This window comes from Halomonas piscis, assembly GCF_031886125.1.
Taxonomy (GTDB): domain Bacteria; phylum Pseudomonadota; class Gammaproteobacteria; order Pseudomonadales; family Halomonadaceae; genus Vreelandella; species Vreelandella piscis.
Window position 1 is genome coordinate 335,791 of the sequence record NZ_CP119391.1, and the last position, 12,457, is coordinate 348,247.

At 61.2% G+C, this 12,457-nt stretch carries 10 protein-coding genes and 3 pseudogenes; 9 read left to right on the plus strand and 4 right to left on the minus strand.

The window, feature by feature from the left end; genetic code table 11:
- The first annotated feature begins 54 nt into the window (after positions 1–54).
- From P1P91_RS01590 to P1P91_RS01600, 3 genes are read left to right on the plus strand one after another with little or no spacing between them, the layout of a single operon-like run.
- Positions 55–765 carry a DUF484 family protein gene (locus tag P1P91_RS01590; RefSeq protein ID WP_311884050.1) on the plus strand — a complete coding sequence of 237 codons (711 nt, stop codon included), beginning with the start codon at positions 55–57 and terminating at the stop codon, positions 763–765.
- Positions 758–1,660, plus strand: coding sequence for a tyrosine recombinase XerC (locus P1P91_RS01595; RefSeq protein WP_311884052.1), 903 nt, complete (start codon positions 758–760; stop codon positions 1,658–1,660). The genes P1P91_RS01590 and P1P91_RS01595 overlap by 8 nt, the downstream gene beginning before the upstream one ends.
- Positions 1,661–1,672: 12 nt before the next feature.
- Positions 1,673–2,413 carry an HAD family hydrolase gene (locus P1P91_RS01600; RefSeq protein ID WP_311884054.1) on the plus strand — a complete coding sequence of 247 codons (741 nt, stop codon included), beginning with the start codon at positions 1,673–1,675 and terminating at the stop codon, positions 2,411–2,413.
- A gap of 65 nt (positions 2,414–2,478) precedes the next feature.
- Here P1P91_RS01600 and P1P91_RS01605 read toward each other — a convergent pair whose 3' ends face one another.
- Positions 2,479–3,495: an IS30 family transposase gene (locus P1P91_RS01605; RefSeq protein ID WP_311884056.1), complete on the minus strand. Its 1,017-nt coding sequence runs from the start codon at positions 3,493–3,495 to the stop codon at positions 2,479–2,481.
- 270 nt (positions 3,496–3,765) lie between these two features.
- Here P1P91_RS01605 and P1P91_RS01610 point away from each other — a divergent pair, with 270 nt between their 5' ends.
- From P1P91_RS01610 to P1P91_RS01620, 3 genes are all read left to right on the plus strand, one after another.
- The gene (locus tag P1P91_RS01610) at positions 3,766–4,509 is read left to right on the plus strand and encodes a response regulator transcription factor (protein WP_311884057.1); all 744 of its coding nucleotides are present in this window, start codon (positions 3,766–3,768) and stop codon (positions 4,507–4,509) included.
- Between the two features lie 114 nt (positions 4,510–4,623).
- The gene (locus tag P1P91_RS01615) at positions 4,624–5,748 is read left to right on the plus strand and encodes an RNA-guided endonuclease InsQ/TnpB family protein (protein ID WP_311884058.1); all 1,125 of its coding nucleotides are present in this window, start codon (positions 4,624–4,626) and stop codon (positions 5,746–5,748) included.
- Between the two features lie 95 nt (positions 5,749–5,843).
- A complete protein-coding gene (locus P1P91_RS01620; protein WP_311885840.1) occupies positions 5,844–6,827 on the plus strand; it encodes an IS481 family transposase in 984 nt (327 codons plus the stop codon).
- Here P1P91_RS01620 and P1P91_RS15195 read toward each other — a convergent pair.
- The 3 genes and pseudogenes from P1P91_RS15195 to P1P91_RS01630 all read right to left on the minus strand — a co-directional run.
- Positions 6,791–6,907, minus strand: a pseudogene (locus tag P1P91_RS15195) (IS30 family transposase); the annotation flags it as partial. The gene P1P91_RS01620 and the pseudogene P1P91_RS15195 sit on opposite strands and share 37 nt — an antisense overlap.
- 9 nt (positions 6,908–6,916) lie before the next feature.
- A protein-coding gene (locus P1P91_RS01625) for an IS5 family transposase (RefSeq protein ID WP_311884060.1) occupies positions 6,917–7,719 on the minus strand; the annotation gives its coding sequence in 2 pieces (ribosomal slippage) (positions 6,917–7,389 and positions 7,389–7,719; 804 coding nt in all).
- A gap of 52 nt (positions 7,720–7,771) precedes the next feature.
- Positions 7,772–8,113 (minus strand): annotated as a pseudogene (locus P1P91_RS01630) (transposase); the annotation flags it as partial.
- Positions 8,114–8,524: 411 nt separating this feature from the next.
- On the opposite strand from P1P91_RS01630, the gene P1P91_RS01635 reads away from it, so the two are divergent.
- The 3 genes and pseudogenes from P1P91_RS01635 to P1P91_RS01645 all read left to right on the plus strand — a co-directional run bounded on the left by P1P91_RS01635 (position 8,525) and on the right by P1P91_RS01645 (position 12,315).
- A complete protein-coding gene (locus P1P91_RS01635; RefSeq protein WP_311884064.1) occupies positions 8,525–11,038 on the plus strand; it encodes an ATP-binding protein in 2,514 nt (837 codons plus the stop codon).
- Positions 11,039–11,079: 41 nt separating this feature from the next.
- Positions 11,080–11,280 (plus strand): transposase, encoded by a 201-nt coding sequence (locus P1P91_RS01640; protein WP_311884065.1) that lies wholly within the window; start codon positions 11,080–11,082, stop codon positions 11,278–11,280.
- Between the two features lie 84 nt (positions 11,281–11,364).
- Positions 11,365–12,315, plus strand: a pseudogene (locus P1P91_RS01645) (IS481 family transposase).
- Positions 12,316–12,457: the final 142 nt, after the last annotated feature.

Consider the following 12,457-nt stretch of genomic DNA (forward strand, 5'->3'; position numbering starts at 1 on the left):
TTTCACGTTTCAGAAAAGGCCCCTTTAGGCAGGGGCTTTAAGGAGAGTATGGCGATGTCCGATGCCCCCGAACCCCGCAAAACGCTCGACCCCGATCAGGTGGCGTTCTGGCTGGCACGACATCCTGACTTTTTTGTCGGTCGCGAAGGGCTTTTGCAGCAGCTCAAGGTGCCGCATCCGCATATCGACGGCGCGGTCTCGCTGCTTGAGCGGCTGGTGCTGGACCTGCGCACCCGGGCCGAAAGCGCCGAAAGCCGGCTGGATCACCTGCTGGTCACGGCTCGCCATACCGACGCCCAGTATCGCCGGCTGCGGGACACCCTGCTGGCGCTGGTGGAAGCGCCGGACCGCGACGCGCTGGCCCAGGCGCTGGCGACGCAGATGAGCGAACGCTTTGCCACCCCGGCGGTGGCGCTGTGGTGCGCCCCCGAGCTCAGCCATCAGGAGGCCGCGCCGCCCCAGCCGCCGCGCCAGGTGCTCACCCACCACGCCGGCGCACGGCTGGCGGCGCTGCTGGACGGCCGCACCAGCCGCTGCGCCAAACTGGGCCTGAGCGACTGGAAGTGTCTTTTGCCCCACGCGCCGGTGCCCCAAAAGCCCGGCTCCTGCGCGGTGACGCGGCTCGCCGCCGGGGAGGCGCTGGGCTACATGGTGCTGGCCAGCCCCGATCCCGAGCAGTACCGGGCGAGCATGGATACCCAGTTCACCGAATACCTGGGCGACGTTGTCGCGCGCCTGCTGGTACGGCTGGCGCCCCATGAGTGACGTTGCTCTCGACCGGCAGATTAAGGCGTTTCTCGGCGCCATGGAGACGCACTCAAGCCCTGCCACCGTGGACGCCTACCGGCGCGACCTGGCCGCTTTTGCGGCTTTCGCCGCCCGCCGCGGCGTGGACGACGTCTGCCGCCTGGACACGCCGCTCGTCCGCGGATTTCTCGGGGCCGAGCGCAGCCGCGGCCTGGCACCGCGCAGCCTCGCCCGTCGCCGGGCGGCGCTGTCGCGGTTTGGCGAATACGCCGTTGCCGAAGGCCTGTTGCGCGATAACCCGGTAGCGCTTTTGCGCACGCCCAAACAGCCCGACCACCTGCCGCGGCCGGTGGACGTCGACGTGCTGTCCCGCTTTCTCGACACGCCCCACGACGGCACGTCCCTTGGGCGGCGCGACCAGGCCATGCTGGAGCTTTTTTATACCGCCGGCCTGCGCCTGGCCGAGCTTGCCGCGCTGAACCTAGCCGACCTGGCCGCTGGCCGGGTGCGGGTCACGGGCAAGGGCGGCAAACCTCGGCAGATGCCGGTAGGCCGGCGCGCCGCCGAGGCGCTGGCAAACTGGTACCCGGCGCGCGATGAGCTCGCCGGCGCAGGCGAACCGGCGCTGTTCGTCGGTCAGCGCGGCGCCCGCCTGGGTCACCGGGCGATTCAAAAACGCCTGGCGAAGCTGGCGCTGGCGCGCGGGCTGCCCGAGCACCTTCATCCGCACCGGCTGCGCCACTCCTTTGCCAGCCATTTGTTAGAATCCAGCCAGGATCTGCGCGCGGTGCAGGAGCTTCTGGGCCATGCCAATCTGTCCACCACCCAGGTCTATACCCGGCTGGACTGGCAGCATCTGGCGGAAAGCTACGACGCCGCCCACCCGCGCGCCAGGCGCCGCCACTCGGAGTAAGAGGCTGTTGCCATGCTGCACGCTATTACCTTTGATCTGGACGATACCCTCTGGGATAACGCCGGCGTGATGGAGCGCACCGAGCACGGCCATTACCGCTGGCTTCGCGAGGCCCTTGCCGCCTGGCGCGAAGCCCGTGGCGAGCCGCCGCTGGCGCCGGGCCTGCCCGGCTACGAAGACAGTCTGGCCGACTACGTCGCGCGCCGCCGGCGCCTGGCTCGGGAGGTGCCCGAGCGCCGGGGCGACTTTACCTGGCTGCGCCTGCGCGCGCTGGAAGAGCAGCTGGAAGCCGGTGGCCTGAACCGCAGCGCGGCGCTGATGTGGGCGGCGGCGGCGATGAACGAATTTCACCGTTTGCGCCTGAAAGTCACCCCGCACCCCGAAGCCGACGCCCTGCTGGAAACCCTGGGCCGGCGCTACCGGCTGGCGGCCATCACCAACGGCAATATTCGTCTGGCCCGCCAGCCGCTGGCGCACCACTTTCCCGTAGCCATCGCCGCCGGCGAGCTGTTCACGCCAAAACCCCACCCCCAGGCATTTCTCACCGCGCTTTCGCGCCTTGATGCCGCGCCCGAGCGCGCCCTGCACGTGGGCGACTCCTGGGAAGAGGACATCCTTCCCGCCCGGGAACTGGGCATGCACGCGGCCTGGGTCGCCGAACGTCACGATCGCCCGCTTCCTGCCGGGGTGGCGCGCATCGCCCATGTTAAGGAACTTCCCGAGCTGCTCCAGTGGCTGGAGAACAGGAGCTAAATTAAACGTCAGATCGCTGCTAGCGCAGTTACTGAGGGCGGATGCAGACTCTGAACGCAACACCTTCATTGGATGGTTGATGGACGCTCATGATGCTTCGCCATGAGCTCACTCATCACTTCAATCGGGCATTTGAAATCAAAACGTTTTCGCGGACGCATGTTCAGCTCGAAGGCAATGGCATCAAGCTCTTCCTGGCTGTATACCGACAGATCCGCTCCCTTCGGTAGGTACTGCCGGATCAAGCCATTGATATTTTCATTGGCTCCTCTCTGCCAGGGGCTATGCGGGTCGCAGAAGTAAATCGCGACGCCGGAGCGCTGCGTAATCTCGGCATGACGCACCATTTCACGGCCCTGGTCGTATGTCATCGTCTTGCGGGCCGCCAAAGGCATCTGGTTGAGTGCCGCACTGAAGCCTTCAACCGCCGACGTAGCCGATGCGTCACGCATTTTCGCCAGCAGTAGATAGCCGCTGCTCAGTTCAACCAACGTGCCAACGGCGGAGCCGTTGTTTTTGCCCTTGATCAGGTCACCTTCCCAGTGGCCGGGCATTTCACGCGTACCAACCTCGGGAGGACGCAGGTGAATACTGACCATGTCAGGGATCTGGCCCCGCCGATCCACTTCGCCACGGCGAGGCTTGCGCATGGATTTACCCTGCCGCAGGCAGTGGATCAGCTCTTTGCGAAGCTGGCCAACGGGCAAGGCATAGATGGCGTTGTAGATCGTTTCTCGGCAGACGTAAGCGTCGCGCAGGTCGGGGATGTCCATGGCCCTGAGCTTGCCGCTAATCTGTTCGGGTGACAACCGCCGACGTAACATATGGACGATCAGCTCAAAGCGCTCGGTACCGAGCACCAGCTTGCGCCCGGGACGACATGGCGCACGCCGCTTATGTCGCTGCTGCTGGGCACGCCGAGCGCAGTAAATATGGGACTCCGCTCGATTCCGGCGTACTTCACGAGAGATGGTAGAAGGAGCACGCTTCAGAATTCGGGCAATATGCCTCAGGCTCATGCCTTGGGCTCGACTCACCTGGATGATGGCGCGTTCTTCAATGCTGAGTTCGATGTATGACATGGGGCAACACCATAGCGGAATGGGCAGGTGTTGCACTCAGTTTCTGCGGCCAAGGTTGACGATAGTCAAACATTCACTATTTATGTTTTTTTGAGCAGCATCTTTTTCTTTTCTGAAAGGCAATTTTTTATTTTCTAAGGAAGTAAAACTTTTGCTTTGTGGAAAAATTGTGTAGAACAAGCTTGTCAGCATTAACTGACCCGAGATATGTATCGTAATTTGCTTAAGTAAATAGTAGCGGTGTGTCCTATGGCAGACAGGAAAAGCCTCTTGGTCGTTGAAGACAATGAAGCCGAGCGCATGCTCATCTCGACGTACCTGCGCCAGCAGGGATACCGACTTTACCAGGCCCTCGATGGATTGGACGGTATTAACAAGGCACGTTTGCTGGTGCCCGATTTGATCCTCATGGATACTGACATGCCAACCTGTAACGGTTATGAGGCATGCAAGGTCCTTACCCAGGATGCCGCGACCCGAGAAGTGCCCATCATTTTTCTGTCTGCGTATGCCGCACCGACTGATCGTGTGGAAGGTCTTCTGGCTGGCGCCGTAGATTACATTGCCAAGCCGTTTGATTTTGACGAGGTGCGGTTGCGTTTGTCGGTGCATCTAGGGCGCAGCTCCGAGGCTGTAGCATCTGCTGAGACGGCAGTAAATAAGTGTGGCGATAATCCTCAGGCCCCAACTTCAACGCAGAATCTCGATAGCGTACTGTTCTACAGTGCGCGTGTACATCTGCTCAGGATGTTAAATGGTGCGCCGGGCATCGATGAGCTGGCGCGTCGGGTGGGCACCAACAGCAAACGGCTGAACCTGGCTTTTCGCAACTACGCGGGTATGACGGTGTTCGAATACCTGCGCGAAGAGCGTATGCAAGAAGCGCAGCGGCTGTTGCGCCATACCGGTCAATCAGTCAGTGACATCGCGGCGCACGTTGGTTTCAGCAGCTGTGCCAACTTTTCCACAGCGTTTCGCCTGCGCTTTGGCTCCTCGCCTTCTGCATGCCGTTAAGTGGTCTTTACCAACCTGCGCGTAAAGCATCGCCCAATGCGGGCGGTGATATCAGCGCGCACCGCTATGCGGTGCCCGGTTGAAATCCTGAATATAGCCTGATATTTATACAGCATGACAAAACGCGCCTACAAAGAACGATTGTATCCCACGCCCAAGCAGGCGGTATTGCTGGCGCAATCGTTTGGCTGCGTGCGTTTTGTCTGGAACAACACCCTGGCATATCGCACCGAGGCCTACCAGGAGCGCGAAGAAACCCTCTCGCACTCGGCAGCGGAAAAGCGGCTGGTGGCCCTCAAGGCGGAATACCCATGGCTGAAGGACGTGTCCAGCGTCATCCTGCAACAGGCCCTGCGCGATCAAAAATCCGCCTTCGACAACTTCTTCAACCCAAAGCTGAAAGCGCGGTATCCGCGTTTCAAGGCCAAGGGCGGTCGGCAATCCATCCGGCTGACCAGGGCGGCCTTCCGCTATCGGGACGGCGAGATCACTATCGCCAAGACGAAGACGCCCTTGCCGATCCGCTGGAGCCGGCCTCTGCCCAGCGCCCCATCCAGCGTGACGATTTCGCGCGACCGGGCCGGACGCTATTTCATCAGTTGCCTGTGCGAATTCACGCCCGAGCCATTGCCGACCTCTCCCCGTGCCGTCGGCATCGATCTGGGGCTGACCGACCTGTTCATCACCAGCAACGGGCAGAAGGCCGGCAATCCGCGCCACCTCAAGCGGTATGCCGCCAGGCTGGCGTATCGGCAACGCCGGCTGGCGAAAAAGCAGAAAGGCTCGAACAACCGCCACAAAATGCGCCGGAAAGTGGCGCGTCTGCATGCCAAAATCGCGGACTGCCGCCGCGATGCGATCCACAAGGCCACCCGCACGCTGATCAACGAAAACCAAGTGATCTGTGTCGAGTCGCTGAACATCACCGGCATGGTCAAGAACCGTGCCCTGGCCAGAGCCATCAGCGATGCCGGGTGGGGCGAGTTCGTGCGCCAGCTTGCCTACAAAGCCGAATGGGCCGGCTGTCAACTGGTTCAGGTGAGCCAGTGGCTTCCCAGCAGCAAAATATGCCACGGCTGCGGCCATCGGGTCGAAAAGCTGTCGCTGTCGCAGCGCCACTGGCACTGTGACGGCTGTGGCCGGGCCATCGACCGCGACATCAACGCGGCGAACAATATCCGAACCGCCGGACTGGCGGGGTTAGCCTGTGGAGCGACCGGAGCGGGGGCCGTGGCCTAGCCACGGTCTAGTTGTGATCTCTCGGTAGGTTGTTCATCCGGAGCCAACCCGGAAGACTGGAGATGCAAACCAACCAATCTCTCCAGGAGGCCCGGATGAACACCCATAAGAATGCCCGACTCACTCCGCACGGTCGAGCCCTGCTGGTCGCTCGCGTCATCGATGAAGGGTTGCGGCCCAGAGAGGTCGCGCAAGCCCAGGGCGTCAGTGTGAGAACGGCCTACAAATGGGTGCGTCGTTTCCGTGAGGAGGGACTCGAGGGCCTCCAGGACCGTCGGTCACGCCCTGCCCGAAGTCCCTGGGCGACCGACGCAACGACGGTGGAGCAGATCGTCGAGCGTCGTCAGCGACGCCAGACCTATTGCCAGATTGCCCAGGCGCTGGGGGTTGGCCAGAGCACGGTAGCGCGCATTCTCAAGCGCAAGGGGCTGAATCGCTTGGCGGCTCTGACACCGCCAAGGCCCAGCAATCGCTATGAGCACGACGCACCCGGGGATCTCCTGCATCTGGATATCAAGAAGCTCGGCTGCTTCGCGCGCCCGGGGCATCGGGTCACCGGCGATCGCCAACAGACCACGCGTGGCGCAGGGTGGGAGTATGTCCACATCGCCATCGACGATCACTCACGGGTGGCCTTCGGCACCCGCTACCCTGATGAAACCGGCTGGAGCGCCTGTTATGCGCTATTGGAGGCCATACGATACTATCGAGACTTGGGGACTCGCTTCACGCGGGTGCTCACCGACAATGGCGCCTGCTACCGGTCCCGGGCGTTTCACCGCCTGTGCCGGCGGGTAGGGCTGAAGCACAAGCGCACTCGCCCCTATACGCCCCGCACCAATGGCAAGGCAGAACGGTTCATTCAAACCGCTCTGCGCGAGTGGGCCTATGCCCAGTCTTATGAGAGCTCGGAGGAGCGAGGCAAACACCTTTCCTCCTGGCTTCACCAGTACAACTGGCACCGGCCACATGCCAGCCTGAACTATCACCCTCCGGTTAGCCGGTTGGGGCTTTCCGTGAACAACCTGGTGGGTTTACACAGGTTGGGAATCTTGCCGAGTCCTGCGCTCTTGGCTTGATCCTGATGCTTGCTGCACCGTTTGGGCTGGCGGAGGTGCTTCCAGAGATCGCCACCGCAGGCCTTGTCATCCCAGATTAAGAGCTTATTTCAAAACGCTCTCATGAGCCGTTTGAAGCAGATCATCGAGCAGCCCAGCAGGGTAAACGCTTCATGGATATCGGCTCGGCGCTCGTAACGCGTGGCCAGACGCCTCATCTGCTCCACCCAGGCGAAGGTACGTTCCACCACCCAGCGGTGGCGTCCGAGCCTCTGGCCATCTTCGATGCCTCGGCGAGCTATTCGGGGCCGAATGTGTCGGGTGCGACAGGCTCGGCGGCAACGTCGAGCATCGTAGGCCTTGTCCGCATGCAGCTTGCGGGGACGTTGCCGTGGCCGGCCACGTCGTCCTGCCACGGGATGGACGGCATCCAGCAGATCTTCCAGGAGCACGCTATCGTGCGTATTCGCCCCCGTCAGTCGTACCGCCAGCGGTGTCCCGAACCGGTCGGTCAACAGGTGACGCTTGGTGCCCGGTCGGCCTCGGTCCGTCGGGTTCGGCCCCGTGGCAGCCCCCCTTTTTTGGCCTTTATGGAAGCACTGTCCATACAGGCTCGATCCCAATCCAGGCGGTCGGCGCCGCGCAGGTGCTCTAACAGCACCTGATGCAGCCTTTGCCAGACACCGGCCTCATGCCAGTCTCGGAGGCGACGCCAGCAGGTGACGCCGGAGCCGCACCCCATTTCCTGAGGCAGCATGTCCCATGAGATCCCGGCCTTCAGAACGAAGAGGATCCCGGTCAAGGCGGCACGGTTGGAGATGGGAGGTCGGCCACCACGCGGCTTTGGCTTCTCCGGTGGTAACAGCGGCTCCACGATCTCCCAAAGCTCGTCGGATACGATCTTCTTAGCCATACCAACAGGCTGGGGTTGTCACTGGCGTGAATCAAGGTTTTGAAAAGCGCTCTAAGGAATAGATCCACTGGTGACTGACGCCGCCGCCAGACAAGGGCCCCATGAAACCGCTGATCTGCTCTGGGCTCCACTCCTCTCGCAGCCGGTCGACGACAGCGGCAATCATGCTGGGCAAGCGCTTTGTCCTCTTCCAGGCAGTGCGTCGCCGATGATCACTGCAGGCCTGCGCCTGCTCAGGCTCGTAACCGCTGTCGGTAGCGTTGCGGCGCAGCTCCCGGCTGACCGTGCTGTTGTGGATGCCAAGCTCTCTGGCGATCTGACGTCGGCTCATGCCCAAGTCATGACGGGCATAGATCTGGTATCGTTGGGTCTGGGTCAGCTGTCGGTATCCCATGCTCTGCTTCACTTTGGTAGGTGAGCCGAGAAGGGTACCGGCGCTGCCCCTCCCGCCTCTACCTCGTGGTCCAAAGTGCTGCGGTTATTCTATGAATCCAGGACATCTAGTGAAGGCGTGTCGAAGCAGGAAGGTTCTCGGGGCGACCCAAGAACCCTCGCCCAAAGCGCCTGGGGCAGCGGACGGGGAGTGTCAGCTGAAGTGCTGCTTTTCACATGCTACTCAGGAGCTGCCTTGTTTTTCCGCGGCCGAGCCATAATGCGCTATTGCCTACTGGCACTAGCCGGATGCCTGCTGCTGGGGGCGGCTACACAGACGTTAGCGTCGCCGATTGATTTAACGGTGGTAGCCCACAATGAGGACTTGGTCGGGGAGATGGAAGTTCGCGGGGGTAGCTGGCAGGGTGATCTGATGCCTTGGCAGGTGCTGGCCGCGTCAGACTGGCAACAGGGAGAAGATGCCCAAAAGCTGCTGGTCAAGCCGCGCGAACGTTCTACTATTTGGCTGCGCGGAACGGTTACCAATACCAGCATTGAGCCGATAAGGCGTTGGCTGCAGCTATCGCCCTGGCGATTGGAGCAGGTCAACGCCTGGCTCCTGGCTCCTGATACCGGGCGCGTACTGGCCCAGGCGAAAACGGGGCTGAATGTTCCCGTGTCCGAACGCACGGTGGAGAGTAGTCGAACGCTGGTGCCGATCACACTGCCAGCCGGTGAGACTCGTCAGCTACTTATCAGGATAAGCAGCAATAGCCGGCCCTTTCTCACCGTGAAAAGCTGGAAACCAGTCGCTTTTACCAATACTCAGGCGAGTCGCTACCAGAGCCACTCGATTATACTCGCATCACTGCTGACGCTGTTCGTCGTCTTATTATTGCAGTGGGACTATCGCTACGCTTTGATCGGTGCCTGGATGCTGGCGACGTTTGTGCTGGAGGCAGAAAAAGAAGGCTATATCAGCTTTGTTCTTTTCAGCGGGCTTGCTGACTATGCCGGCAATATTCGCTTTACCGCATGGATTTTACATAAGGCACTTTTTTTAGTCGTCAGCGTTTATTTATTAAAGTTGCATCAGTGCCGTGTTTGGCGCTGGCTGCCTGCAGTCGTTCTGGTAACTGCCGGCGTGTTTTCCCTACTCACCTTTGTGCTCAACAGTGTAGATATACGCAATCTTGGTGTCGCGATTGATTTTGGTTTTTCGGCTATCTGGCTAATGCTGTTACCAGGCGCGCTTCAGAAAAGGAACCGATGGCAATGGGCGCTATTGGGGCTTGTGTCGTGTTATTGGCTAACCACAACGTATATGTTGCTGAGTTATACCTTCGCATTTCAATACACTGCAGCTTTCGCCTCGTCCAGGGTAATGATAGAAATTGCCGTGGTGCTTGGGCTGTTGGGTGTCTATGCTCGGCAAAAGCGCGATCGCAAACGCTATCTTGAGCTTCAGTTGCGCGAACAGGAAAAAGCGCAAAGGGTACGGCTGGAAGCAATGGTAGCGACTCGAACGCAGGAGCTGCGGCAGGCCGTGGAAGAGGCCGACCGTGCCAACGCGGCCAAGTCGAACTTTTTAGCGCGCATTACCCACGACCTGCGTTCGCCACTAACATCTATCCTCGGCTACAACCAGCTGCTGGCGGCCGAGGGTGGCCGCATCGGCGAGATCAGCCGCGTTGTTTACGCCAGCGCCGAGCACATGCTCAACCTGGTCAACCGTCTGATTGATTACGCCCGAGGAGGCAGTGAAGGGGTGGTGGAACTGGCCGATTTTTATCTGCCGGCGTTTCTCGAGAGCATTGGCCGAGAAGCGAGTATAAAGGCGCGAGAGAACGGCAATGCCTTTCAACTGATCAAGGCCACGGACCTGCCCACCATCGTGCGTAGCGACGCCACCTACCTGCGCCAGATACTTCTCAACCTGCTGGACAACGCCGCCAAGCACACCGAGCATGGCAATGTCGAGCTGAAGGTGGCTTGCCGACCCCGTAATGGGCAAGACGGCACGACTCTGGTGTTCGACGTCAGCGACGACGGCTACGGAATACCTCTAGAGCAGCAGAACCGGCTGTGGGAGCCGTTTTATCAGGGGTCGGGCCGGTGCGGCGGGTTGGGTCTGGGCCTTTCAATTGTCAAGCAGTTGACACAACAGCTGGGCGCCGAGCTGACGCTCGATAGCGAACCCGGGCGTGGCACGCGGATAGGCTTCGAGCTACCGGTGTCCGTGGATGGCACCGAACAGGCCGATGTCGCAATCATTCAGGAGTCGCAGCACGTACTGCCGTACTTTGACGCCACCGGATATACCGCTTGGGTGGTGGAAGATGCTGCTGCTATCCGCGACTTTCTGCACGCCGAGCTTGACGGGTTGGGTTTCACAGTGCGGCTGTTTGCCAACGCTGAAGCCTTTTTCGGCGCTGCGGATGCGGCCCTGGCAGCGCCGGACCTGGTGATTACCGACTACTACCTGACTGGTGCGAGTGGCGATGCTGTGCTGGCCGCCAGTCGACGCTGCTGGCCCGAGGTTGCAGTTATCCTGCTATCGGCAACCCAAAGAATGCACAAGCCGGCTTTGCAGCAAGGGGGGCAGGACTACACGGAACGCCTGACCAAGCCGGTGCATCTGGCATATCTGCGTCGCGCGATAGCGTCTGCTTGCGGGTGTGAGCTGAGCATGCCGGAGGCCCTCTCGCAGGAGGTAAGCCAGCCTGTGTCACCCGAGTCGGCCATTGCTGTACTCGATACCAAAGAGAAACAGCAGCTGGCGCACTTTCTGGCGCTGGGCGCCGTCACCGACATGGTCGAATGGACCCAGGAGCTGGCAACGCAGGATTCCGAACGGCGCGGCGCTGCCGCCACGCTGTCGTCGCTTGCGGAACAGGGCCGCTTCGATACGCTCGCCCGGCTGCTTGCCGACACCCAGGCCGGCTGAACCGACATCTCACTGTTAAGCGCCGTCGTTACCTGGTTCAGGTGAGCCAGTGGCTGCCCAGCAGCAAAACATGCCATGGCTGCGGCCATCGGGTCGAAAGGCTGCCGCTGTCGCAGCGCCACTGGCACTGTAAAGGCTGTGGCCAGGCCATCGACCGCGACATCAACGCGGCGAACAATATCCGAACCGCCGGACTGGCGGGGCTAGCCTGTGGAGCGACCGGAGCGGGGACCGTGGCCTAGCTGTGATCTCTCGGTAGGTTGTTCATCCGGAGCCAACCCGGAAGACTGGAGATGCAAACCAACCAATCTCTCCAGGAGGCCCGGATGAACACCCATAAGAATGCCCGACTCACTCCGCACGGTCGAGCCCTGCTGGTCGATCGCGTCATCGATGAAGGGTTGCGGCCCAGAGAGGTCGCGCAAGCCCAGGGAGTCAGTGTGAGAACGGCCTACAAATGGGTGCGTCGTTTCCGTGAGGAGGGACTCGAGGGTCTCCAGGACCGTCGGTCACGCCCTGTCCGAAGTCCCTGGGCGACCGACGCAACGACGGTGGAGCAGATCGTCGAGCGTCGTCAGCGACGCCAGACCTATTGCCAGATTGCCCAGGCGCTGGGGGTTGGCCAGAGCACGGTAGCGCGCATTCTCAAGCGCAAGGGGCTGAATCGCTTGGCGGCTCTGACACCGCCAAGGCCCAGCAATCGCTATGAGCACGACGCACCCGGCGATCTCCTGCATCTGGATATCAAGAAGCTCGGCTGCTTCGCGCGCCCGGGGCATCGGGTCACCGGCGATCGCCAACAGACTACGCGTGGCGCAGGGTGGGAGTATGTCCACATCGCCATCGACGATCACTCACGGGTGGGCTTTGGCACCCGCTACCCTGATGAAACCGGCTGGAGCGCCTGTTATGCGCTATTGGAGGCCATACGATATTATCGAGACTTGGGGACTCGCTTCACGCGGGTGCTCACCGACAATGGCGCCTGCTACCGGTCCCGGGCGTTTCACCGCCTGTGCCGGCGGGTGGGGCTGAAGCACAAGCGCACTCGCCCCTATACGCCCCGCACCAATGGCAAGGCAGAACGGTTCATTCAAACCGCCCTGCGCGAGTGGGCCTAGGCCCAGTCTTATGAAAGCTCGGAGGAGCGAGGCAAACACCTTTCCGCCTGGCTTCACCAGTACAACTGGCACCGGCCACATGCCAGCCTGAACTATCATCCTCCGGTTAGCCGGTTGGGGCTTTTCGTGAACAACCTGGTGGGTTTACACATCTAGTGAAGGCGTGTTGAAGCAGGAAGGTTCTCGGGGCGACCCAAGAATCCTCGCCCAAAGCGTCTGGCGCGGCGGGCGGGGAGTGTCAGCTGGTGGCGTTATCTTGCCTTCCTGCAATGTCTGACGCCCTTGTGCACAAAAGCTG